Origin of the sequence: Pseudomonas sp. KBS0710 (assembly GCF_005938045.2) — a bacterium.
In the GTDB taxonomy this organism is placed as follows: domain Bacteria; phylum Pseudomonadota; class Gammaproteobacteria; order Pseudomonadales; family Pseudomonadaceae; genus Aquipseudomonas.
This window is the reverse complement of record NZ_VCCF02000001.1, coordinates 5049636-5072965: the sequence shown is the minus strand read 5'-3', so window position 1 is coordinate 5072965 and position 23330 is coordinate 5049636. Positions and strand designations below refer to the sequence as shown.

The 23330-nt window shown below is 57.6% G+C and carries 16 protein-coding genes, 2 tRNA genes and 3 rRNA genes; 13 read left to right on the top strand and 8 right to left on the bottom strand.

Translation table 11 applies throughout. From position 1 onward, the window contains the following. Positions 1-95: 95 nt before the first annotated feature. Positions 96-1472: an MFS transporter gene (locus tag FFI16_RS23310; RefSeq protein WP_138816996.1), complete on the top strand. Its 1377-nt coding sequence runs from the start codon at positions 96-98 to the stop codon at positions 1470-1472. A 59-nt stretch (positions 1473-1531) separates the two neighbouring features. Here the strand turns inward: FFI16_RS23310 and FFI16_RS23305 are convergent, their stop codons facing one another. Next, positions 1532-2485, bottom strand: a complete 954-nt coding sequence (locus FFI16_RS23305; RefSeq protein ID WP_017134717.1) for an adenosine deaminase — start codon at positions 2483-2485, stop codon at positions 1532-1534. A 194-nt stretch (positions 2486-2679) separates the two neighbouring features. On the opposite strand from FFI16_RS23305, the gene FFI16_RS23300 reads away from it, so the two are divergent. Next, positions 2680-3771 carry a calcium:proton antiporter gene (locus FFI16_RS23300; protein ID WP_056860419.1) on the top strand — a complete coding sequence of 364 codons (1092 nt, stop codon included), beginning with the start codon at positions 2680-2682 and terminating at the stop codon, positions 3769-3771. Positions 3772-3905: 134 nt separating this feature from the next. Here FFI16_RS23300 and FFI16_RS23295 read toward each other — a convergent pair whose 3' ends face one another. The 3 genes from FFI16_RS23295 to FFI16_RS23285 all read right to left on the bottom strand — a co-directional run bounded on the left by FFI16_RS23295 (position 3906) and on the right by FFI16_RS23285 (position 6487). After that, complete coding sequence (locus FFI16_RS23295) at positions 3906-5264, bottom strand: 8-oxoguanine deaminase (RefSeq protein ID WP_138816995.1); 1359 nt, start codon at positions 5262-5264, stop codon at positions 3906-3908. 160 nt (positions 5265-5424) lie between these two features. Beyond that, entirely contained in the window at positions 5425-6111 is a 687-nt protein-coding gene (locus FFI16_RS23290; RefSeq protein ID WP_138816994.1) for an SDR family oxidoreductase, read from the bottom strand. Between the two features lie 25 nt (positions 6112-6136). Further along, positions 6137-6487 carry a MerR family transcriptional regulator gene (locus tag FFI16_RS23285; protein ID WP_138816993.1) on the bottom strand — a complete coding sequence of 117 codons (351 nt, stop codon included), beginning with the start codon at positions 6485-6487 and terminating at the stop codon, positions 6137-6139. 82 nt (positions 6488-6569) lie between these two features. Between FFI16_RS23285 and FFI16_RS23280 the strand changes: the two genes are divergently transcribed. Next, complete coding sequence (locus FFI16_RS23280) at positions 6570-6986, top strand: hypothetical protein (protein ID WP_138816992.1); 417 nt, start codon at positions 6570-6572, stop codon at positions 6984-6986. A gap of 66 nt (positions 6987-7052) precedes the next feature. Here the strand turns inward: FFI16_RS23280 and FFI16_RS23275 are convergent, their stop codons facing one another. The 4 genes from FFI16_RS23275 to FFI16_RS23260 form a co-directional block, all read right to left on the bottom strand. After that, the gene (locus FFI16_RS23275) at positions 7053-7634 is read right to left on the bottom strand and encodes a YigZ family protein (RefSeq protein ID WP_138816991.1); all 582 of its coding nucleotides are present in this window, start codon (positions 7632-7634) and stop codon (positions 7053-7055) included. Between the two features lie 12 nt (positions 7635-7646). Further along, on the bottom strand, positions 7647-8306 hold the full coding sequence (locus tag FFI16_RS23270; protein ID WP_138816990.1) for a TetR/AcrR family transcriptional regulator: 660 nt from the start codon (positions 8304-8306) through the stop codon (positions 7647-7649). 87 nt (positions 8307-8393) lie between these two features. After that, positions 8394-9788: a uracil-xanthine permease family protein gene (locus tag FFI16_RS23265; protein WP_138816989.1), complete on the bottom strand. Its 1395-nt coding sequence runs from the start codon at positions 9786-9788 to the stop codon at positions 8394-8396. 88 nt (positions 9789-9876) lie between these two features. Further along, on the bottom strand, positions 9877-10797 hold the full coding sequence (locus FFI16_RS23260; protein WP_138816988.1) for a LysR family transcriptional regulator: 921 nt from the start codon (positions 10795-10797) through the stop codon (positions 9877-9879). Positions 10798-10922: 125 nt separating this feature from the next. On the opposite strand from FFI16_RS23260, the gene FFI16_RS23255 reads away from it, so the two are divergent. From FFI16_RS23255 to FFI16_RS23205, 10 genes are all read left to right on the top strand, one after another. Beyond that, the gene (locus FFI16_RS23255; protein ID WP_058419411.1) at positions 10923-12272 is read left to right on the top strand and encodes an aspartate aminotransferase family protein; all 1350 of its coding nucleotides are present in this window, start codon (positions 10923-10925) and stop codon (positions 12270-12272) included. A 39-nt stretch (positions 12273-12311) separates the two neighbouring features. Then, positions 12312-13805, top strand: coding sequence for a CoA-acylating methylmalonate-semialdehyde dehydrogenase (locus FFI16_RS23250; protein WP_058419410.1), 1494 nt, complete (start codon positions 12312-12314; stop codon positions 13803-13805). A gap of 572 nt (positions 13806-14377) precedes the next feature. Then, positions 14378-15914 (top strand): 16S ribosomal RNA (locus tag FFI16_RS23240). Between the two features lie 82 nt (positions 15915-15996). Next, a tRNA-Ile gene (locus tag FFI16_RS23235) sits at positions 15997-16073 on the top strand. Positions 16074-16103: 30 nt separating this feature from the next. After that, positions 16104-16179: transfer RNA gene (locus tag FFI16_RS23230), tRNA-Ala, on the top strand. Positions 16180-16426: 247 nt separating this feature from the next. Further along, positions 16427-19318, top strand: a 23S ribosomal RNA gene (locus tag FFI16_RS23225). A 157-nt stretch (positions 19319-19475) separates the two neighbouring features. After that, positions 19476-19591 (top strand): 5S ribosomal RNA (gene rrf / locus FFI16_RS23220). Together the 16S, 23S and 5S rRNA genes with 2 tRNA genes alongside form the textbook arrangement of a ribosomal RNA operon. Before the next feature lie 160 nt (positions 19592-19751). After that, positions 19752-20411: a paraquat-inducible protein A gene (locus tag FFI16_RS23215; RefSeq protein ID WP_138816987.1), complete on the top strand. Its 660-nt coding sequence runs from the start codon at positions 19752-19754 to the stop codon at positions 20409-20411. Then, positions 20398-21021 (top strand): paraquat-inducible protein A, encoded by a 624-nt coding sequence (locus FFI16_RS23210; RefSeq protein ID WP_138816986.1) that lies wholly within the window; start codon positions 20398-20400, stop codon positions 21019-21021. The genes FFI16_RS23215 and FFI16_RS23210 overlap by 14 nt, the downstream gene beginning before the upstream one ends. Then, positions 21014-23317 (top strand): PqiB family protein, encoded by a 2304-nt coding sequence (locus FFI16_RS23205; protein WP_138816985.1) that lies wholly within the window; start codon positions 21014-21016, stop codon positions 23315-23317. The genes FFI16_RS23210 and FFI16_RS23205 overlap by 8 nt, the downstream gene beginning before the upstream one ends. Positions 23318-23330: the final 13 nt, after the last annotated feature.

The following is a 23330-nucleotide window of genomic DNA, read 5'->3' as shown; positions in this document are numbered from 1 at the left end:
GTCGTTCAGAGTTTCAGTCAGGTCGTATCCAGCAATAACCGGGCAAAACGATGCCGCACACTCGCCTTGGGGATTTTTCACACAGGGGGTGCGGCATGGGTATGCAAGGCTATAGCGCAGCAGAGCGGCTGGAACGGTTGCCCATCAGCGGTTACCACCGAATCATTTTCATCATCATCGCCCTGGCGTTTTTCTTCGACTCCATGGACCTGGCGATGATGACCTTCCTGTTGGGCTCGATCAAAACCGAGTTCGGCTTGAGTACCGCCCAGGCCGGGTTACTCGCCAGTTCGAGTTTTTTCGGCATGGTGGTTGGTGCGTCTTTGTCCGGCATGTTGGCTGACCGCTTCGGGCGCAAGCCGGTGTTCCAGTGGAGCATTGTATTGTGGGGCCTCGCCAGTTACCTGTGCTCCACGGCGCAGACGGTGGAAACCCTGACGCTGTTTCGCATTCTGCTGGGGATCGGCATGGGCATGGAGTTTCCCATCGCGCAGTCGATGCTCTCGGAGCTTATTCCCGCTAAAGGCCGTGGGCGTTATATCGCCTTGATGGATGGCTTCTGGCCGTTGGGGTTTGTGGCGGCGGGGGTGCTGTCTTACTTTTTGCTGCCGGTGATTGGCTGGCGCGACATCTTCCTGGTGTTGGCGGTGCCGGCCGTGTTTGTGCTGGCGATTCGGTTTTTTATCCCGGAGTCGCCGCGCTGGCTGGAGCAGGCCGGGCGGCATACAGCAGCGGACAAGGTGTTGCTCGGCATTGAGCAGAAGGTACGCGACTCGTTGGGACGTGCGGACTTGCCGGAGCCGATTGCCTTGCCTCGAGTTGAGAGCGTGCCGGGCACGTTTTTCTCGGCGTTCCAGCAGTTGTGGTCGGCGCAGTATCGCCAGCGCACGATGATGATCTGGAGTGTGTGGTTCTTTGCCCTGCTGGGTTTCTACGGGCTGACGTCCTGGCTGAGTGCCTTGTTGCAACAGTCGGGTTTTGCGGTGACGCAGTCGGTGTATTACACGGTGATCATTTCCCTGGGCGGGATACCAGGTTTCTTGATGGCGGCTTGGCTGGTGGAACGTTGGGGCCGTAAACCGGTGTGCGTGGTGACATTGCTGGGCGGCGGGGTGATGGCGTTTCTGTATGGGCAGAGCGCGGTATTCGGCGGCAACGTGGGGCTGCTGATTACCTCGGGGCTGTTGATGCAGTTCTTTCTGTTTGGCATGTGGGCGGTGTTGTACACCTATACGCCGGAGCTGTATCCCACTTCGGCGCGGGCCACCGGTTCCGGGTTTGCCTCGGCGATTGGCCGGGTTGGCTCGTTGCTGGGGCCGTTGGTGACCGGGCTGGTGTTCCCGATTACCGGGCAGGGCGGGGTGTTTGCCTTGGGGGCGCTGTGTTTTGCAGTGGCGGCGCTGGTGGTGTGGGTGTTTGGGATGGAGACCAAGGGCAAGACCCTGGAAGAACTGACCCAGTCTCAAGACTGATGAGGTCAATGTGGGAGCAGGCAAGCCAGCTCCCACATTTTTGGCCTGCGTTTATTCAGTTATGGCTTCACGAGCCGCGCATCCAGGCTGTTCTGCGCCAGGCGTTTGGCCTGGTCCTGGGTCATGCCCAGCGAGGTGTACAGCGCGTGGAAGTTCTCGGTGACATAGCCGCCGAAGTACGCCGGGTCATCCGAGTTCACCGTCACCTTCACGCCACGCTCAAGCATGTCGAGGATGTTGTGTTGAGCCATGTCGTCGAACACACACAGCTTGGTGTTGGACAGTGGGCACACGGTCAGCGGGATCTGCTCGTCGATGATGCGCTGCATCAGGCGTTCGTCTTCGATGGCGCGTACGCCATGGTCGATACGCTGGATTTTAAGCAGGTCGATGGCCTCCCAGATGTACTCGGGCGGGCCTTCTTCGCCAGCGTGGGCCACGGTCAGGAAGCCTTCATGGCGGGCGCGGTCGAACACGCGCTGGAACTTGCTCGGCGGGTGGCCCATTTCCGAGCTGTCCAGGCCGACGGCCACAAACGCGTCACGGAACGGCAGCGCCTGGTCGAGGGTTTTCTCGGCTTCGGCTTCGCTCAAGTGGCGCAGGAAGCTCAGGATCAAACCGCTGGTGATGCCCAGTTGCTGCTCGCCATCTTTGAGCGCAGCGGCGATGCCGTTGAGCACCACTTCGAAGGGTACGCCACGGTCGGTGTGGGTCTGCGGGTCGAAGAACGGTTCGGTGTGGATCACGTTCTGTTCTTTGCAGCGCAGCAGGTAGGCCCAGGTCAGGTCATAGAAATCCTGGGAGGTGCGCAGCACATCGGCGCCTTTGTAATACAGGTCGAGAAACTCTTGCAGGTTGTTGAAGGCGTAAGCCTTGCGCAGGGTTTCGACGTCATTCCACGGCAGTGCAATCTTGTTGCGTTCGGCCAGGGCAAACAGCAACTCAGGCTCCAGCGAGCCTTCCAGGTGCAGGTGCAGTTCAGCCTTGGGCAGGGCGTTGAGCCAATCGTACATGTTCTAAATTCTCATCAGGTGCAATGGCGGCATTCTACAGGCCATGGCTGAAATAATCGGCAAAACCTGACCAGCAGGAGAGTATTGGTTTTATTCGCGCAAGGGCCATCTGAACTAAGGTGTAACGAAACGTTAGCGAAGCGGTGCAGTCTGTACCCCATCAATGACTGATTTGCTGCACAAAAAGGCCCGGAATGCTCACATCCCTCAAGCAAGAAAAATTCATGTGGCTGGCGCTGATCGCCGCCATCGCCGCGTACCCGTTGGAGCACTGGATGCTCCACAGCGGGCAGATGATCGCCTTGCTCGGCGGCTTGGCGCTCATCGCTTTTATTGTCATGGCGTCGATGCGCGTCGCCCACCACGCCGAGCAACTGGCGGAAAAGGTCGGTGACCCTTACGGCACCATGATCCTGACCCTCGCCGCCGTGCTGGTGGAAGTGGTGATCCTGGCGATCATGATGAGCAACGAGCCGTCGCCGACGTTGGTGCGCGACACGATTTATTCGGCGGTGATGCTCGATATCAACGGCATCCTCGGCCTGGCCGCGCTGATGGGCGGCATCAAGCATGGCGAGCAGTCCTACAACGATGATTCGGCGCGCAGTTACAGCGTGATGATCCTCACGGCCATGGGCGTGTCGATGGTGGTGCCGGAATTTATCCCCGAGGCCGACTGGAAAATTTATTCGGCCTTCACCATTGGCGCGATGGTGTTGCTCTACACGCTGTTCCTGCGTATGCAGGTGGGGCCGCACAGTTATTTCTTCAGCTACAGCTACCCGGAAAAACGCCGCAAGAAGCAGCCGGAAGAACAGCAGGAGCCGCCGATCAACCTGGCGTTTTCCATCGGTACGTTGGTGTTTGGCGTGATTGTGATTGGCGCACTGGCTGAGGTGATGTCCAAAACCCTCGACCTGGGCCTGGAAGGTACGGGCGCACCGCCGGTGATTACTGCGATTGTGGTGGCGGCGATTTCGGCCGCGCCGGAAATTCTCACGGCGTTGCGTGCAGCCTTGGCTAACCGCATGCAATCGGTGGTCAACATTGCACTGGGTGCGTCGTTGTCGACGGTGATCCTGACGGTACCGGTGATGGAAGCCATGGCGCTGTACACCGGCCAGCCGTTCCAGATGGCGATGACGCCGGTACAAACGGTGATGGTGTTGATCACGCTGGTGGTGAGTGCGATCAACCTCAATGATGGCGAAACCAATGCCATCGAAGGGATGACGCACTTTGTGTTGTTTGCGACCTTTATCATGTTGTCGTTGCTTGGGGTGTAACCGGCCCTCAAGCACAGCTTGAAACCCATGTGGGAGCCGGGCTTGCCCGCGATGGCATCAACTCGGTATGGCTGTAAGACCGAGGTGCCTGCATCGCAGGCAAGCCAGCTCCCACAGCTGGCTTTGTGCAGGGCTCAGGTGCCGGCGATCAGCTGTTTCGCCGCCTGGCTGTGATCGGCAATCAAACCTTTAAGGTCCAGCCCTTCGACCTGCCCATCAATCACCCGCCATTTGCCGCCGATCATCACCCGATCCGCGCGGTCCGCGCCGCACAGCAGCAGCGCCGAAATCGGATCGTGGCTGCCGGAAAAACGCAGCTCATCGAGCTTGAACAGCGCCAGGTCAGCCTGTTTGCCCACGGCCAACTCACCGACATCCGTGCGCCCCAGCAACTGCGCCGAGCCTTTGGTGGCCCAGCCCAGCACGCCTTCCGGGGTGATCTTTTCGGCGCCGTAACGCAGGCGCTGGATGTACAGGGCCTGGCGCGCTTCGAGGATCATGTTCGAGGCATCATTGGAGGCTGAACCGTCGACGCCCAAGCCAATCGGCGCGCCAGCGGCGAGCAGGTCCAGGGTCGGGCAGATGCCGGAAGCCAGGCGCATATTCGAGCTTGGGCAATGGCAGATGCCGGTGCCGGCCGCGCCCAGGCGGGCGATCTCATCCGGGTTGAAGTGAATGCCGTGGGCCAGCCAGGTGCGTGGGCCCAGCCAGCCGACGCTGTCGAGGTAGTCCACAGTGCGCAGGCCGAAACGCTGCAGGCAAAAGTCCTCCTCATCGAGGGTTTCGGCCAGGTGTGTGTGCAGGCGCACGTCGAGGTTGTTGGCCAGTTCGGCGCTGGCTTGCATGATTTCCGGGGTGACCGAAAACGGCGAGCAGGGCGCCAGGGCGATCTGGATTTGCGCGCCGTCGCCACGCTGGTGGTATTCGCGGATCAAGCGCTGGCTGTCTTCGAGGATCACCTGGCCTTGTTGCACGGTTTGCTGCGGCGGCAGGCCACCATCGGCTTCGCCCAGGCTCATGGAACCGCGGGTGAGCATGGCGCGCATGCCCAGTTCGCGCACGCTTTCTACTTGTACATCGATGGCATTTTCGAGACCGTCAGGGAACAGGTAGTGGTGATCGGCCGCCGTAGTACAGCCAGACAGCAGCAACTCGGCGAGGGCGACCTTGGACGCCAGCGCGAGTTTTTCCGGGGTCAGGCGTGCCCAGACCGGGTACAGGGTTTTCAGCCATGGGAATAAAGGCTGGTTGACCACCGGCGCCCAGGCGCGGGTCAGGGTCTGGTAGAAGTGATGGTGGGTGTTGATCAGCCCCGGCAGGATTACATGTTCGCGAGCGTCGAACACTTGTGCGCACGGCACGGAGGGCTCTTTTCCCCAGGCCAGCACTTCAGTGATCACACCGTCTTGCAGCACCAGGCCACCACGGGCGTCGAGGCCATTGGCAGTGAAAATCGCGAGGGGGTTTTTTAACCAGATACGGGTCGCAGGCATTGGCCGGCTCCTCTGAATGATGGGTTCAGGTTTGCCAGCTCAGTGTTGCCCTGTCTGCTGATCCAGGGTCGCCGGTGAGGGCGAGGGGTGTAGATTACGTGTTGTTGGCGGTTGGGTCTACTGAGTCAATGTGGGAGGGAGCAAGCCCCCTCCCACATGTTTACCAGGCGATGGTGTCGCCTTTGTAGTCCACGAAGTGATGGCCGCCTTTGCCGGTGTAGGCATTCACCTGATCCACCAGGCCGCGCACGCTGGTGTCGACATCGATGTGCGCGTTTTCGCCGCCCATGTCGGTTTTCACCCAGCCCGGATGCAGCGACAGCACAGTGAGCTTATGGTCGCCCAGTTGCGTGATAAAGCTGTTGGTCATGGAGTTGAGTGCAGCCTTGCTGGCCTTGTACAGCGCCAGGTCGGAGCCATCGGGAATGGTCACGCTGCCCAGCACCGAACTCATGAACGCCAGCACGCCGGTGTCTTTGCGGATCTGCCCGACAAAACGCTGGGCCAGGTTGATCGGTGCCACCGCGTTGGTGAAAAACAGCTGGCCGACTTCCGCCAGGGTGGCGTGGCCCGGTTCCTGATTGGCAGGGCCTTTGACCCCGGCGTTGACGAACAGCAGGTCGAAGGTGCGGTCTTTCAGGCGTTGGGCCAAGGCGATCACGGCTTGTTGATCGTCCATGTCCAGCTTCTCGATCTGCACCTGGCCCACGGCTTTGAGCGCATCGGCCTTGTTCGGGTCACGCACGGTGGCGGTCACCTCCCAGCCGTCCTGCAGCAGTTGCTTGACCAGGCCAAGGCCCAGCCCGCGCGAGGCGCCGATGATCAGTGCGGTTTTTGGCGTAGACATGAAAGGCTTCCTTTGGAGTGGAGGTTCACGGATTTAATGGACAACGTTGCCCGAGCCTTTGCTGCAACTCCTGGCGCAGATGGCCGAGTTCAGTGATACGAGTCTCGATCAGGTTGAGCTTGTCTTGCAGCAATAGTGTGACGGCAGCGTCGGGATCGGGCGCCTGCCACAAGGCGGCGACGCTGGTGCCGATCTCACCGAGGCTGAAACCCAGGCGCTGCGCAGTCTTGATATAGAGCACCAGTTGCACCATGTCCGGCGGGTAGTCGCGGTAACCATTGGCGCTGCGTTGCGCGGCGATCAACCCGCGCTGCTCATAGAAGCGCAAAGTGTCGCGGCTGACCTGGCTGGCCTGGGCTAATTCGCCGATACGCATGGGGCGGGCTCGAGAGGGCTTGACCTTGGAGCATACTCCAGGCTTTAGCCTGCTGGCTTCTTGAATTGAGGAGCTTGCTGCTATGTGGACACAAAAACACTACCGAACACTGGTGCGGGCCAGCGCCTGGTATGACTTGATCATCACCGCCGCGTTTGTCACGCCGTGGAGTTTTGCATTGGTGCACGGCCTGTTACAGGGCTTGAACCTGCCGGGCGAGCTACCGCCGTTTCTGCCTGCGCACGTGCTGATGGCCAACCTGCTGGGCTCGATCGTTTGCGTATGGGCAGTGCTGCGTATTCGCGACCCTCAACGCCAATTCGGGCTGTATGACGCGGCCGGCCGTGGTCTGTTTGCGGCTTGGCAGTTGTACGCGTTGATGCACGGCGCCACGTCGGTGCTGTGGATAATTCTGCTGTTGGAAGTGCTGTGGGGCGTTGCGCAACTGCTCCCGGTGAATACTGATCAAAAAATGATCGGCGCCCGTAAGCCCTTATGACAGAAGGGTTACAGGCGGGTGTGCTCAGGTTATCCACAGGCAGGTGCACAGTAGATGTGGGCAGTTTCAGCGTTCGAGCAGGATGCGCCCACGGCTGAGGTCGGCGAGCTGGGTTTGCAGCGTGTCGATGTGCGCCTCGCCGAGTGCCAGCTGTAGCTCGACGCCATTGGCGGTGAAGGTTTCTTCCACCACCAGCCCACCCAGTTCGGCCACGCGCAGTTTCACCAGGTTCAATTCCGAGAAGCTGCAGGCACAGCTCAGCGGCACGCGGCTGATCAACTCGATGCGTTCGGCATTCTGCAGGCATTTGTTCGCGCCGCCGCCGTAGGCTCGAGCCAGGCCGCCGGTGCCCAACTGGATGCCGCCGTACCAGCGAATCACCAGCACGGCGACCTGATCAAAACCTTGGGCTTCGATGGCGGCCAGGATCGGCCGCCCGGCCGTGCCGCCGGGTTCACCATCGTCGTTGCTGCGGTACTGGTCGGCGAGCTTCCAGGCCCAACAGTTGTGCGTGGCGTTGAGGTCGCTGTGTTGCTCGAAAAACGCCTGGGCGTCTTGCGCGCTGGAGATCGGCGCGGCCAGGGTGATAAAGCGGCTTTTGCGTATTTCTTCACGAAATTCGCAAAGGCCGGTCAGCGTGAAAGACATAAGTCGCTTCGTTTAGAGGGCCGGCTGGATGCCGCAGCCTTTGAGGATGATGTGGATCAGGTTGGTGCCGGCGTCTTCCATGTCCTGCTTGGTCAGCTTGGTGCGACCGGTGACGCGGCAGATCTGGGTGGCGAAGTCGGCGTAATGCTGGGTGCTGCCCCACAGCAGGAAAATCAAGTGCACGGGGTCGATGGGGTCCATCTTGCCAGCCTCGATCCAGGCTTGGAACACGGCCGCGCGGCCACTGAACCAGGCGCGGTAGTCCTGGCTGAAATATTCGGTCAGGCATTCGCCGCCGCTGATGATCTCCATGGCGAAGATCCGCGAGGCTTGCGGGTGGCGCCGGGAGAATTCCATCTTGGTGCGGATGTAGCGTGTCAGCGCGACGGCGGGGTCGTCCTCGGCGGTCAGCGCGTTGAAGGTGCTGTCCCACAGTTCGAGGATATTGCTCAGTACCGCGATGTACAGGCCGAGCTTGTTGGTGAAGTAATAATGCAGATTGGCCTTGGGCAGCCCGGCACTCGAAGCAATGGTGTTCATGCTGGTGCCTTTGTAGCCATGGCGCGCGAATTCGTCTTCAGCCGCCTGGAGAATCGCTTGTTCATTCTTTTGCCGAATACGGCTGGCAGGTTTACCGGCGTGGTTGCTGTGGGCAGGAACTTCGAGGCTCATGGAGGTTTCCGTGCTGATCGATAGAGACGACGTGTGCACAGATAACCCACCCTCAAGCCTCAGACAAGTCCCGATGCAATAAAACCGTCAAAGCGGTTCCAGCGTGTCGCTTTCCGGGGCGTGGTTTGCGCCAACGGTAGTCGCCTTGGCCTCGGGCAATAACAGGCACAACAGGATGGCCGTCAGGCCGCCGCTGGTGATGGCCGAGTCGAACAGACTTTGCACAAGAGTGGGCATCAAGTGCAGCAGGTTGGGCTGGGCGGCAATGCCCAGGCCGACGCCGAACGAGGTGGCAATGATTAGCATGCTGCGCCGGTCCAGCGGCGCCTGGGCAAGAATGCGCACGCCGGCGGCGGCCACGCTGCCGAACATTACCAGGGTGGCGCCGCCCAATACCGGTTTGGGGATTTGCTGCAGCACCGCGCCGATCAGTGGAAACAAGCCGAGACAGAACAGCAGTACGCCAATGTATAAGCCGACGTAACGGCTGGCCACGCCGGTGAGTTGGATCACGCCGTTGTTCTGCGCAAACGTGGTGTTGGGGAATGCGCTGAAAGTGGCGGCGATCATGCAACTGACGCCATCACCCAATACGCCGCCCTTGAGTCGACTTATATAAGAAGGGCCGCTGATCGGCTGGCGGGCGATCATGCAGTTGGCGGTCAGGTCGCCAACGGTTTCGATACTGCTGATCAGATAAATCAGCGCGATGGGCAGGAAGGCGCTCCAGTCGAAGTTGAAACCAAAGCGAAACGGCATCGGCACGCTGATTAATGGCAAGTCGGGCAAGGCTTGGGGCACCAGCTTGCCGCTGAACCACGCGGCCAGGCTGCCGAGGGCCAGGCCGATGATGATTGCCGAGAGCCTTACCCATGGGGTGTTCGAGCGGTTGAGCAAGATGATCGTCAACACAACGAACAACCCCAGCGCCAGATTGGTTGGGGCACCGAAGTCGGGTGCATTGAAACCGCCGCCCAGGTCGGTAATGCCAACTTTGATCAGGCTGATGCCGATCAAGGTGATGACGATGCCAGTGACCAGGGGCGTGATCACACGGCGCAATTGGCCGATAAAACGGCTCAACACGATCTGCACCGCCGCGCCGAAAAAGCACACACCGAAGATCATCGCCATGATGTCTTCCGGGCTGCCGCCGCGTTGCTTCACCAGAAAGCCCGCTGACAACACCGCACCAAGAAACGCAAAGCTGGTGCCTTGCAGGCAGATCATGCCGGCGCCGATACCAAATGGCCTGCGTGCCTGGATGAAGGTGCCTGCGCCGGACACCATTAACGCCATGCTGATCAGGTAGGGCAGGTGGGCGGTGAGGCCCAAGGTGGAGCCGATGATCAGTGGCGGGGTGATGATGCCGACGAAAGCCGCCAGCACATGTTGCAACGCGGCCAATAGGGCAGGCAGTGGTTTCGGGCGGTCGTTGAGACCGTAGATCAGGTCGTTAGGGCTGGAGGATTCTGGTGGCATGGCGGGCAAACTCAGGGCGGACGGTTCAAGGTCCTGGCTCCCTTGCAAAAAGCTGTCCAGTTGCTCAGCTTTTAGCAAGAGGCCCGAGTTAGCGCGTTGCCGCCAGACTCTCCAGAAAGCTTTCCAGCACCAAATGAGGGCGGCGGCCCTTGCGCGTGACCGATGCGAGGCTCAAATCGTAAAAACGTGTAGTCGGTTTCAGCGCGCGCAGTCGGCCTTGTTGTACCCACAGGCTGGCGTAGTGGTCGGGCAGGTAGCCGATATAGCGTCCGGTGAGGATCAGGAACGCCATGCCTTCGCGATCCGAGGCGCTGGCGGTGCAATTGAGGGCCTGGTAATGGGCCTGGATTTCGGCGGGCAAGCGGAAGGTCGGGGCGATGGCGTCCTGGCTGTCGATACGTGGGTCGTCCAGTTGCTTGTCTTCCGCGTAAAACAACGGGTGGCCGACCGCGCAGTAGAGCAACGAGCGTTCGCTGTACAGGGGTTGGTATTCCAGGCCGGACAGCGCGCTCGCCTGGGGTACTACGCCGACATGCAGGCGACCATCGAGTACACCTTGTTCCACCTCATTCGGGGCGATCATGCGGATCTGGATTTGCACGTCCGGGCCGCGTTCCTTCAACTGCGCCAGGGCGTGGGTGATGCGCATGTGAGGCAGGGTGACCAGGTTGTCGGTGAGGCCGATGATCAGTTCGCCACGCAAATGCTGATGCAGGCCGTTGACCTCGGTGCGAAAGCTTTCCAGCGCACTTAGTAGCTGTAAGGCCGATTGGTAGACCTCACGGCCTTCTTCGGTCAGGGAGAATCCCGCGCGCCCGCGTTGGCACAGTCTTAAACCCAGACGTTGCTCAAGGTCGCTCATTTGCTGGCTGATGGCCGAGCGGCCGATGCCGAGCACGGTTTCGGCCGCCGAGAAGCCACCGCATTCCACCACGCTGCGAAAGATACGCAACAGGCGGATATCGAAGTCGCTGACTTGGGCCAGGGGATCGGGTCGACGGCTGCTCATAGTTTAGTGAAGGCCTGACTGAAGGTTAGAAGAGTTGAATTTCACCGACTTTATCGCCGTGGCAATTTAGCTGCAACAACGCTTTTCAATCCCGACGCTGCCTTTTGCCCTGCGAGGTTTTGCTGATGAACATGCCCGAAAACGCCCCATCGTCCCTGGCCAGCCAACTGAAGTTGGATGCGCACTGGATGCCCTACACAGCCAACCGTAATTTCCAGCGCGACCCGCGCCTGATCGTCGGCGCTGAAGGCAGCTGGTTGATTGATGACAAGGGCCGTCGGGTGTACGACTCGTTGTCGGGCCTGTGGACCTGTGGCGCCGGGCACACCCGTAAAGAGATTCAAGAAGCCGTCTCCAAGCAATTGGGTACCCTGGACTATTCGCCGGGCTTCCAATACGGTCATCCGTTGTCCTTCCAGCTGGCGGAAAAGATCACCGACCTGACCCCAGGCAACCTTAACCACGTGTTCTTCACCGATTCGGGCTCTGAGTGCGCCGATACCGCGGTGAAGATGGTGCGTGCGTACTGGCGCCTGAAAGGCCAGGCCACCAAGACCAAGATGATCGGCCGCGCCCGTGGCTATCACGGTGTGAACATTGCCGGGACCAGCCTGGGTGGTGTGAACGGCAACCGTAAGCTCTTTGGTCAGGGCCTGATGGACGTTGACCATCTGCCGCACACGTTGTTGGCGAGCAATGCCTTCTCCCGTGGCATGCCGGAGCAGGGCGGCATCGCCCTTGCCGATGAGCTGCTCAAGCTGATCGAGCTGCACGACGCGTCGAACATCGCTGCGGTGTTTGTTGAGCCGATGGCCGGTTCTGCCGGCGTGCTGGTGCCGCCGCAGGGTTATCTCAAGCGTCTGCGTGAGATCTGCGACCAACACAACATTCTGTTGGTGTTCGACGAAGTGATCACCGGTTTCGGCCGTACCGGCTCGATGTTCGGCGCCGACAGCTTTGGTGTGACCCCGGACCTGATGTGCATCGCCAAGCAAGTCACCAACGGCGCGATCCCGATGGGCGCGGTGATTGCCAGCAGCGAGATTTATCAGACCTTCATGAACCAGGCGACGCCGGAATACGCGGTGGAATTCCCCCACGGCTACACCTACTCGGCGCACCCGGTGGCTTGCGCGGCTGGCTTGGCGGCATTGGACCTGTTGCAGAAGGAAAACCTGGTGCAGAGCGTAGCCGAAGTCGCCCCACACTTTGAGAATGCGCTGCACGGGTTGAAGGGCAGCAAGAATGTGATCGACATCCGTAACTACGGCCTGGCCGGCGCGATCCAGATTGCCCCGCGTGACGGTGATGCCATCGTGCGTCCATTCGAGGCTGGCATGGCCTTGTGGAAAGCTGGTTTCTACGTGCGCTTTGGCGGTGACACCCTGCAGTTCGGGCCAACCTTCAACAGCAAGCCGCAGGACCTGGATCGTTTGTTCGATGCGGTCGGCGAAGTGCTGAACAAAATCGACTGATTTCTCCTTCTATATAGAACAACTTTTCAGGAGCCCTGCATGAGCCTTATCCAGCATTTGATCAACGGTGAGTTGGTCAATGACAGCGGCCGTAGTGCCGACGTGTACAACCCGTCCACCGGCCAGGTGATTCACCAGGTGCCATTGGCCAGCCGTGAAACCATTCAACAGGCGATCGACTCGGCCAAGGCGGCGTTCCCGGCCTGGCGTAACACTCCACCTGCCAAGCGTGCCCAGGTGATGTTTCGTTTCAAGCAATTGCTGGAGCAGAACGAAGCGCGTATCTCGCAGTTGATCAGCGAAGAGCATGGCAAAACCCTGGAAGACGCCGCCGGTGAACTGAAGCGCGGTATCGAGAACGTGGAATACGCGTGCTCGGCGCCGGAGATTCTCAAGGGCGAGTACAGCCGTAACGTGGGGCCGAACATTGATGCGTGGTCGGACTTCCAGCCGTTGGGCGTGGTGGCGGGTATTACCCCGTTCAACTTCCCGGCGATGGTGCCGCTCTGGATGTACCCGCTGGCGATCGTGTGCGGTAACTGTTTTATCCTGAAACCATCGGAGCGTGATCCAAGCTCCACGCTGCTGATCGCGCAGCTGTTGCAGGAAGCCGGTTTGCCCAAAGGCGTGCTGAGCGTGGTACATGGGGATAAGGGCGCAGTGGATGCGCTGATCGAAGCGCCGGAAGTCAAAGCCCTGAGTTTTGTCGGCTCGACGCCGATTGCCGAGTACATCTATTCCGAAGCGACCAAGCGCGGCAAGCGCGTACAGGCGCTGGGCGGGGCAAAGAACCATGCGGTACTGATGCCGGATGCGGACCTGGATAATGCGGTCAGCGCTTTGATGGGCGCGGCGTACGGTTCCTGCGGTGAGCGTTGCATGGCGATTTCGGTGGCTGTGTGCGTGGGTGACCAGGTGGCGGATGCGTTGATCGCCAAGTTGGTGCCGCAGGTCAAGGCGTTGAAGATTGGCGCGGGCACCACTTGCGGCCTGGATATGGGGCCGCTGGTGACGGGCCAGGCGCGGGACAAGGTCAGTGGTTATATAGAAGACGGTGTGTCGGCGGGTGCCAAGCTGGTGGTCGACGGCCGTGGTTTGAGTGTTGCCGGGCATGAAGAGGGCTTCTTCCTGGGCGGCAGCTTGTTTGATCGTGTGACGCCCGAGATGCGCATCTATAAGGAAGAGATCTTTGGGCCGGTGCTGTGCGTGGTGCGGGTTGATAGCCTGGAAGCGGCGATGCAACTGATCAACGATCACGAGTATGGCAACGGCACCTGCATCTTTACCCGTGACGGTGAAGCGGCGCGGCTGTTCTGTGATGAGATCGAAGTGGGTATGGTCGGCGTGAACGTGCCACTGCCGGTGCCGGTGGCCTACCACAGCTTTGGCGGCTGGAAGCGTTCGCTGTTTGGCGACTTGCACGCCTATGGGCCGGATGGGGTGCGTTTCTATACCCGTCGCAAGGCGATTACCCAGCGTTGGCCGCAGCGGGCCAGCCATGAAGCTTCGCAGTTCGCCTTCCCGAGCCTGTAAGGCGCTGTAGGTAAAAGCCGGCCCCTTGGGGCCGGCTTTTGTGCTTTTGCGGCCTTTTTGACCGATATGACAGAAATGTGAACGAAAGGGATTGACGGCGTTTTATATCTGTCTATAATTCGCCCCACTTCCGGCGCAGTCGAAACGGAAAACTCCTTGGTAAACAATGAGTTACGAAGTTTTCGGCAGCGGGTTGCTTCAGTTCATCGAAGCCAAAAGGGAGTTGAAAAAGAGGTGTTGACAGTAGCGTGTAACGCTGTAGAATTCTCCTCCCGCTGCAGAGAGATCTGAAGCGCAAGTGGTTGAAGTTGTTGAAGAATTCTTCGAAAACTTCTGAAAATAATCACTTGACAGCAAATGAGGCTGCTGTAGAATGCGCGCCTCGGTTGAGACGAAAGATCTTAACCAACCGCTCTTTAACAACTGAATCAAGCAATTCGTGTGGGTGCTTGTGGGGTCAGACTGATAGTCAACAAGATTATCAGCATCACAAGTTACTCCGCGAGAAATCAAAGATGTAACCAACGATTGCTGAGCCAAGTTTAGGGTTTCTTAAAAACCCAAAGATGTTTGAACTGAAGAGTTTGATCATGGCTCAGATTGAACGCTGGCGGCAGGCCTAACACATGCAAGTCGAGCGGTAGAGAGAAGCTTGCTTCTCTTGAGAGCGGCGGACGGGTGAGTAATGCCTAGGAATCTGCCTGGTAGTGGGGGATAACGTTCGGAAACGGACGCTAATACCGCATACGTCCTACGGGAGAAAGCAGGGGACCTTCGGGCCTTGCGCTATCAGATGAGCCTAGGTCGGATTAGCTAGTTGGTGAGGTAATGGCTCACCAAGGCGACGATCCGTAACTGGTCTGAGAGGATGATCAGTCACACTGGAACTGAGACACGGTCCAGACTCCTACGGGAGGCAGCAGTGGGGAATATTGGACAATGGGCGAAAGCCTGATCCAGCCATGCCGCGTGTGTGAAGAAGGTCTTCGGATTGTAAAGCACTTTAAGTTGGGAGGAAGGGCAGTAAATTAATACTTTGCTGTTTTGACGTTACCGACAGAATAAGCACCGGCTAACTCTGTGCCAGCAGCCGCGGTAATACAGAGGGTGCAAGCGTTAATCGGAATTACTGGGCGTAAAGCGCGCGTAGGTGGTTTGTTAAGTTGGATGTGAAATCCCCGGGCTCAACCTGGGAACTGCATTCAAAACTGACTGACTAGAGTATGGTAGAGGGTGGTGGAATTTCCTGTGTAGCGGTGAAATGCGTAGATATAGGAAGGAACACCAGTGGCGAAGGCGACCACCTGGACTAATACTGACACTGAGGTGCGAAAGCGTGGGGAGCAAACAGGATTAGATACCCTGGTAGTCCACGCCGTAAACGATGTCAACTAGCCGTTGGAAGCCTTGAGCTTTTAGTGGCGCAGCTAACGCATTAAGTTGACCGCCTGGGGAGTACGGCCGCAAGGTTAAAACTCAAATGAATTGACGGGGGCCCGCACAAGCGGTGGAGCATGTGGTTTAATTCGAAGCAACGCGAAGAACCTTACCAGGCCTTGACATCCAATGAACTTTCTAGAGATAGATTGGTGCCTTCGGGAACATTGAGACAGGTGCTGCATGGCTGTCGTCAGCTCGTGTCGTGAGATGTTGGGTTAAGTCCCGTAACGAGCGCAACCCTTGTCCTTAGTTACCAGCACGTAATGGTGGGCACTCTAAGGAGACTGCCGGTGACAAACCGGAGGAAGGTGGGGATGACGTCAAGTCATCATGGCCCTTACGGCCTGGGCTACACACGTGCTACAATGGTCGGTACAGAGGGTTGCCAAGCCGCGAGGTGGAGCTAATCCCATAAAACCGATCGTAGTCCGGATCGCAGTCTGCAACTCGACTGCGTGAAGTCGGAATCGCTAGTAATCGCGAATCAGAATGTCGCGGTGAATACGTTCCCGGGCCTTGTACACACCGCCCGTCACACCATGGGAGTGGGTTGCACCAGAAGTAGCTAGTCTAACCTTCGGGAGGACGGTTACCACGGTGTGATTCATGACTGGGGTGAAGTCGTAACAAGGTAGCCGTAGGGGAACCTGCGGCTGGATCACCTCCTTAATCGACGACATCAGCTGCTCCATAAGTTCCCACACGAATTGCTTGATTCATTGAAGAAGACGATAAGAAACAGCCCGAAATTGGGTCTGTAGCTCAGTTGGTTAGAGCGCACCCCTGATAAGGGTGAGGTCGGCAGTTCGAATCTGCCCAGACCCACCAATTTTGTGTGGGAAACGCCTGTAGAAATACGGGGCCATAGCTCAGCTGGGAGAGCGCCTGCCTTGCACGCAGGAGGTCAACGGTTCGATCCCGTTTGGCTCCACCACTACTGCTTCTACGTTATGAAAGCTTAGAAATGAGCATTCCATCAGGTTGATGATGAATGTTGATTTCTAGTCTTTGATTAGATCGTTCTTTAAAAATTTGGGTATGTGATAGAAAGATAGACTGAACGTTACTTTCACTGGTAACGGATCAGGCTAAGGTAAAATTTGTGAGTTCTCTTAATTGAGAAATTCGAATTTTCGGCGAATGTTGTCTTCACAGTATAACCAGATTGCTTGGGGTTATATGGTCAAGTGAAGAAGCGCATACGGTGGATGCCTTGGCAGTCAGAGGCGATGAAAGACGTGGTAGCCTGCGAAAAGCTTCGGGGAGTCGGCAAACAGACTTTGATCCGGAGATGTCTGAATGGGGGAACCCAGCCATCATAAGATGGTTATCTTACGCTGAATACATAGGCGTAAGAGGCGAACCAGGGGAACTGAAACATCTAAGTACCCTGAGGAAAAGAAATCAACCGAGATTCCCTTAGTAGTGGCGAGCGAACGGGGACTAGCCCTTAAGTGGCTTTGAGATTAGCGGAACGCTCTGGAAAGTGCGGCCATAGTGGGTGATAGCCCTGTACGCGAAAATCTCTTAGTCATGAAATCGAGTAGGACGGAGCACGAGAAACTTTGTCTGAATATGGGGGGACCATCCTCCAAGGCTAAATACTACTGACTGACCGATAGTGAACTAGTACCGTGAGGGAAAGGCGAAAAGAACCCCGGAGAGGGGAGTGAAATAGATCCTGAAACCGTATGCGTACAAGCAGTGGGAGCCTACTTTGTTAGGTGACTGCGTACCTTTTGTATAATGGGTCAGCGACTTATTTTCAGTGGCGAGCTTAACCGAATAGGGGAGGCGTAGCGAAAGCGAGTCTTAATAGGGCGTCTAGTCGCTGGGAATAGACCCGAAACCGGGCGATCTATCCATGGGCAGGTTGAAGGTTGGGTAACACTAACTGGAGGACCGAACCGACTACCGTTGAAAAGTTAGCGGATGACCTGTGGATCGGAGTGAAAGGCTAATCAAGCTCGGAGATAGCTGGTTCTCCTCGAAAGCTATTTAGGTAGCGCCTCATGTATCACTGTAGGGGGTAGAGCACTGTTTCGGCTAGGGGGTCATCCCGACTTACCAAACCGATGCAAACTCCGAATACCTACAAGTGCCGAGCATGGGAGACACACGGCGGGTGCTAACGTCCGTCGTGAAAAGGGAAACAACCCAGACCGTCAGCTAAGGTCCCAAAGTTATGGTTAAGTGGGAAACGATGTGGGAAGGCTTAGACAGCTAGGAGGTTGGCTTAGAAGCAGCCACCCTTTAAAGAAAGCGTAATAGCTCACTAGTCGAGTCGGCCTGCGCGGAAGATGTAACGGGGCTCAAACCATACACCGAAGCTACGGGTATCACGTAAGTGATGCGGTAGAGGAGCGTTCTGTAAGCCTGTGAAGGTGAGTTGAGAAGCTTGCTGGAGGTATCAGAAGTGCGAATGCTGACATGAGTAACGACAATGGGTGTGAAAAACACCCACGCCGAAAGACCAAGGTTTCCTGCGCAACGTTAATCGACGCAGGGTTAGTCGGTCCCTAAGGCGAGGCTGAAAAGCGTAGTCGATGGAAAACAGGTTAATATTCCTGTACTTCTGGTTATTGCGATGGAGGGACGGAGAAGGCTAGGCCAGCTTGGCGTTGGTTGTCCAAGTTTAAGGTGGTAGGCTGGAATCTTAGGTAAATCCGGGATTCTAAGGCCGAGAGCTGATGACGAGTTAACTTTTAGTTAACGAAGTGGTTGATGCCATGCTTCCAAGAAAAGCTTCTAAGCTTCAGGTAACCAGGAACCGTACCCCAAACCGACACAGGTGGTTGGGTAGAGAATACCAAGGCGCTTGAGAGAACTCGGGTGAAGGAACTAGGCAAAATGGCACCGTAACTTCGGGAGAAGGTGCGCCGGTGAGGGTGAAGGACTTGCTCCGTAAGCTCATGCCGGTCGAAGATACCAGGCCGCTGCGACTGTTTATTAAAAACACAGCACTCTGCAAACACGAAAGTGGACGTATAGGGTGTGACGCCTGCCCGGTGCCGGAAGGTTAATTGATGGGGTTAGCTAACGCGAAGCTCTTGATCGAAGCCCCGGTAAACGGCGGCCGTAACTATAACGGTCCTAAGGTAGCGAAATTCCTTGTCGGGTAAGTTCCGACCTGCACGAATGGCGTAACGATGGCGGCGCTGTCTCCACCCGAGACTCAGTGAAATTGAAATCGCTGTGAAGATGCAGTGTATCCGCGGCTAGACGGAAAGACCCCGTGAACCTTTACTATAGCTTTGCACTGGACTTTGAATTTGCTTGTGTAGGATAGGTGGGAGGCTTTGAAGCGTGGACGCCAGTCTGCGTGGAGCCAACCTTGAAATACCACCCTGGCAACTTTGAGGTTCTAACTCAGGTCCGTTATCCGGATCGAGGACAGTGTATGGTGGGTAGTTTGACTGGGGCGGTCTCCTCCTAAAGAGTAACGGAGGAGTACGAAGGTGCGCTCAGACCGGTCGGAAATCGGTCGTAGAGTATAAAGGCAAAAGCGCGCTTGACTGCGAGACAGACACGTCGAGCAGGTACGAAAGTAGGTCTTAGTGATCCGGTGGTTCTGTATGGAAGGGCCATCGCTCAACGGATAAAAGGTACTCCGGGGATAACAGGCTGATACCGCCCAAGAGTTCATATCGACGGCGGTGTTTGGCACCTCGATGTCGGCTCATCACATCCTGGGGCTGAAGCCGGTCCCAAGGGTATGGCTGTTCGCCATTTAAAGTGGTACGCGAGCTGGGTTTAGAACGTCGTGAGACAGTTCGGTCCCTATCTGCCGTGGACGTTTGAGATTTGAGAGGGGCTGCTCCTAGTACGAGAGGACCGGAGTGGACGAACCTCTGGTGTTCCGGTTGTCACGCCAGTGGCATTGCCGGGTAGCTATGTTCGGAATAGATAACCGCTGAAAGCATCTAAGCGGGAAACTAGCCTCAAGATGAGATCTCACTGGAACCTTGAGTTCCCTGAAGGGCCGTCGAAGACTACGACGTTGATAGGTTGGGTGTGTAAGCGCTGTGAGGCGTTGAGCTAACCAATACTAATTGCCCGTGAGGCTTGACCATATAACACCCAAGCAATTTGACTACTCTAACGAGCATCAGATTGCGGTGTGTGAAGACGAGATGAACCGAAAGTTCGACGCTCACAAAACACCGAAAGCTGTCACATACCCAATTTGCTGAAGCGAAGCCGACTGGCTACGACTCAGTACCCGAATTTCTTGACGACCATAGAGCATTGGAACCACCTGATCCCATCCCGAACTCAGTAGTGAAACGATGCATCGCCGATGGTAGTGTGGGGTTTCCCCATGTGAGAGTAGGTCATCGTCAAGATTAAATTCCGAAACCCCTGATTGCTAACGCAATCAGGGGTTTTGTTTTGGGCGGTCGAAAACCCAAACCAGTCCAAGGCTGCCGACAAATTTGCACAGTTATTTCTGAATCAGACCATTAGAATAGGCACCTAACCTTTTTTAGAGTTCGAGCCCTATCTATGCCCGATCCGGTTGATACCGTCGAGGTGTCGCAGTTACCACTGGAGGATCTGGTGGCATGCCATGAGTGCGACTTGCTGATGCGCAAACCCGTACTCGCCCTCGGTGAAAAAGCCCAATGCCCGCGTTGCGGTTACGAGCTCTACGCACACCGCCATAACGTGGTTGAGCGAAGCTTGGCCCTGGTGCTGGCGGCACTGTTGCTGTACGTCCCTGCGAACTTTTTACCCATCATGCAGCTCAATCTACTCGGGCAGTCCTCGGAGGACACCGTATGGAGCGGCGTGGTGGGGCTGTTCGACACCGGCATGCAAGGTGTAGCGGCTGTGGTGTTCTTATGCAGTATGGGCATTCCGCTGCTCAAGCTGCTCTGCCAATTGGCTGTGCTGCTCAGTATCCGTTGGAATATCGGCCGCAGTTATGGCCTGCTGCTCTACCGTATTTACCATCACCTGAAGGATTGGGGGATGTTGGAGGTTTACCTGATGGGTGTGCTGGTCGCGATCGTCAAGCTCGCGGACATGGCCTCCATCACCATTGGCCTGGGGCTTGTCTGCTTCGTCAGCTTATTAGTGGTTCAAGTACTGCTGGAGGTGGTGATGTCGCCCCACCAGATCTGGCAAGCGCTTTCAGGAGAGGATGATCATGCGGGCGATTGATGCAGGCATTCTGATTTGTACCGAATGCCACGAGCTGAACAAGCAAGAGGCTCATACCGATGAGCAGCTGTGCACCCGCTGCGGTGCGCTGATCCATGCGCGTCGCCCCAACAGCCTCGTGCGTACCTGGGCGTTACTGATCACGGCAGCTATCCTGTACATCCCGGCCAATCTGTTGCCAATCATGACCATCAACTCCCTCGGTCAGGGCGATCCCAGTACTATCATGGCGGGCGTGATTCAGCTGGTGCAGCACGGAATGTTCCCCATCGCGGCGGTGGTATTTATCGCCAGCATTCTGGTGCCGACGTTCAAGCTGGTGGGCATTGGCTTGTTGCTGTTTTCGGTGCAACGTCATCAACCGCTGTCCGCACAACAACGCATTATCATGTACCGCTTTATCGAATTCATTGGCCGCTGGTCCATGCTGGATATCTTCGTGATCGCCATCCTGGTGGCGGTTGTTAACTTTGGGCGACTTGCCAGTGTCGAGGCCAATCTCGGTGCGGCAGCGTTCGCCAGTGTGGTGATCTTGACGATGCTTGCCGCAGTAACTTTTGATCCCCGACTGATTTGGGATAACACGGAGTCGGACGACGACCATGAGTGATTTGCCTAAAGCTAAAACCCGCCCGGCCTCCAATTGGTCGGCCATTTGGGTGCTTCCCCTGATTGCGCTGATCATCGGCGGCTGGCTGGGATGGCGTGCCTATTCCCAACAGGGCATCGAGATCCAGGTGCGCTTTGAAAGCGGCGAGGGCATCCAGGTCAACAAAACCGAAGTGGTCTACAAAGGCATGACGGTCGGCAAGGTCAAAGCCTTGGCCCTGGATGACGAAGGCAGTAATCGCGGGGTGATCGCCACCATTGAGATGAACAAGGACGTTGAGCAATACCTCAAGACCAACACTCGCTTCTGGCTGGTAAAACCCAGCGTCAGTCTCGCTGGCATCACCGGCCTGGAAACCCTGGTCTCGGGTAACTACATTGCCGCCAGCCCTGGCGATGGCGAGCCCACGCGCAAATTCAAGGCGCTCTCCGAAGAGCCGCCGTTATCTGACGCCAAGCCTGGCCTGCACCTGACCCTTAAAGCTGATCGCCTCGGCTCACTGAATCGCGGCAGTCCGGTGTTCTATAAGCAGATCCAGGTTGGCCAGGTCAAAAGCTACCTGCTGTCTGAGGATCAGAGCACCGTCGAGATCAAGGTTTATATCGAGCCGACCTACGCCAGTCTGGTGCGCAAACACACGCGTTTCTGGAATGCCAGCGGCATCAGCATCGACGCCAACCTATCCGGTGTAAAAGTGCGCAGCGAATCGCTGTCCAGCATCGTCGCCGGCGGTATCGCGTTCGCCACCCCTGAAAATCGCAAGGACAGCCCGCCGACCGATCCGAGCCTGCCTTTCCGTCTTTATGAGGATTTCGACGCCGCCGCCGCTGGCATCAAAGTCAAGGTCAAGCTCACCGACTTCGAAGGCCTGCAGGCTGGGCGCACCCCGGTCATGTACAAGGGCATTCAGGTCGGCAGCCTGAAAACCCTGAAGATTGACCCGGACCTGTCCAGCGCCCATGCCGAGCTGACCCTCGACCCGCTCGCCGAAGACTACCTGGTACAAGACACCCAGTTCTGGGTGGTCAAGCCGTCCATCTCCCTGGCCGGCATCACTGGTCTGGAGGCGTTGGTAAAAGGTAACTACATCGCCATCCGCCCCGGCGACAAAGGCAGCGCCCCGCAACGTGAGTACGTCGCCCGCGCCAAAGCGCCGCCGCTGGATCTGCGCTCCCCCGGCCTGCACATGGTGCTGTTCACCGATAACCTCGGCTCGCTGGATGTCGGCAGCCCGATCCTCTACAAGCAGGTCAAGGTCGGTTCGGTGCAGAGCTACCAGTTCTCGCGCAAGAACAAGCAACTGGTGATCGGTGTTCACATCGAGAAGGAATACGAAAACCTGGTCAACGGTTCGACGCGTTTCTGGAATGCCAGCGGTGTCACCTTGACCGGCGGCCTCACCGGCGGCATCCAAGTGAAGAGTGAATCCCTGGCCAGCCTGATGGCTGGCGGTATCGCCTTCGAAACCCCGGAACAGAATGTACCGCTTAAAAAGCGTATCCCGCGTTTCCGTCTGTTTGCCGATCGCGAAGCGGCCAACCAGCACGGCACCCTGGTGACCATCAAGGTTGATCGCGCCGACGGCCTGCGCCCTGGCACACCAATACGCTTCAAAGGCCTCGACGTGGGCAAAATCGAGAACGTCGACCTCAGCGCCGACATGCAATCGGTATTGCTCAGCGCCCGGATCACCCAAGTGGCTGATCGCATCGCGCGCAGCGGCAGCCAGTTCTGGGTGGTCAAGCCTGAGCTGGGCCTGATGAAAACCGCGAACCTGGAGACCCTGGTCACCGGCCAATACATCGAAGTGCAGCCCACCGTGAAAAACGCCGGGCCGCAAAAGAGCTTCGTCGCGTTGGACAAACCGCCAGAGGCTGTTCACCAGGAAGAAGGCTTGAGCCTGGTCCTCAGCGCCGCACGCCGTGGTTCGCTGAAGGAGGGCGTGCCCGTCACTTACCGTGAAGTCACTGTAGGCAAAGTCACCGGCTACGAGCTGGGCCAGACCGCCGACCGGGTGTTGGTCCACATCCTGATCGAACCTAAATATGCACCACTGGTGCGCAGTGGCAGCCGCTTCTGGAATACCAGTGGGTTTGGTTTGGACTTTGGCCTGTTCAAGGGTGCGACGGTGCGCACGGAATCCCTGGAGACGTTGGTGGCCGGTGGTATTGCCTTTGCCACGCCTGATGGCGAGCGCATGGGCAACGCGGCGCGGCCGCAGCAGACGTTCCCGTTGTTTGACAAGTTTGAGGATGAGTGGCTGACCTGGGCGCCTAAGATTCCATTAGGCAAATAGACCGAGGCGCGGC

Bases quoted from the DNA above. Each gene is read 5' to 3' on its own strand.
- FFI16_RS23215 (WP_138816987.1), top strand. From the start codon at position 19,752: ATGCCCGATCCGGTTGATACCGTCGAGGTGTCGCAGTTACCACTGGAG.
- FFI16_RS23265 (WP_138816989.1), bottom strand. From the start codon at position 9,788: ATGCCACCAGAATCCTCCAGCCCTAACGACCTGATCTACGGTCTCAAC.
- FFI16_RS23305 (WP_017134717.1), bottom strand. From the start codon at position 2,485: ATGTACGATTGGCTCAACGCCCTGCCCAAGGCTGAACTGCACCTGCAC.
- FFI16_RS23290 (WP_138816994.1), bottom strand. From the start codon at position 6,111: ATGTCTACGCCAAAAACCGCACTGATCATCGGCGCCTCGCGCGGGCTG.
- FFI16_RS23250 (WP_058419410.1), top strand. From the start codon at position 12,312: ATGAGCCTTATCCAGCATTTGATCAACGGTGAGTTGGTCAATGACAGC.
- FFI16_RS23210 (WP_138816986.1), top strand. From the start codon at position 20,398: ATGCGGGCGATTGATGCAGGCATTCTGATTTGTACCGAATGCCACGAG.
- FFI16_RS23270 (WP_138816990.1), bottom strand. From the start codon at position 8,306: ATGAGCCTCGAAGTTCCTGCCCACAGCAACCACGCCGGTAAACCTGCC.
- FFI16_RS23255 (WP_058419411.1), top strand. From the start codon at position 10,923: ATGAACATGCCCGAAAACGCCCCATCGTCCCTGGCCAGCCAACTGAAG.
- FFI16_RS23295 (WP_138816995.1), bottom strand. From the start codon at position 5,264: ATGCCTGCGACCCGTATCTGGTTAAAAAACCCCCTCGCGATTTTCACT.
- FFI16_RS23205 (WP_138816985.1), top strand. From the start codon at position 21,014: ATGAGTGATTTGCCTAAAGCTAAAACCCGCCCGGCCTCCAATTGGTCG.
- FFI16_RS23310 (WP_138816996.1), top strand. From the start codon at position 96: ATGGGTATGCAAGGCTATAGCGCAGCAGAGCGGCTGGAACGGTTGCCC.
- FFI16_RS23285 (WP_138816993.1), bottom strand. From the start codon at position 6,487: ATGCGTATCGGCGAATTAGCCCAGGCCAGCCAGGTCAGCCGCGACACT.
- FFI16_RS23300 (WP_056860419.1), top strand. From the start codon at position 2,680: ATGCTCACATCCCTCAAGCAAGAAAAATTCATGTGGCTGGCGCTGATC.
- FFI16_RS23280 (WP_138816992.1), top strand. From the start codon at position 6,570: ATGTGGACACAAAAACACTACCGAACACTGGTGCGGGCCAGCGCCTGG.
- FFI16_RS23260 (WP_138816988.1), bottom strand. From the start codon at position 10,797: ATGAGCAGCCGTCGACCCGATCCCCTGGCCCAAGTCAGCGACTTCGAT.
- FFI16_RS23275 (WP_138816991.1), bottom strand. From the start codon at position 7,634: ATGTCTTTCACGCTGACCGGCCTTTGCGAATTTCGTGAAGAAATACGC.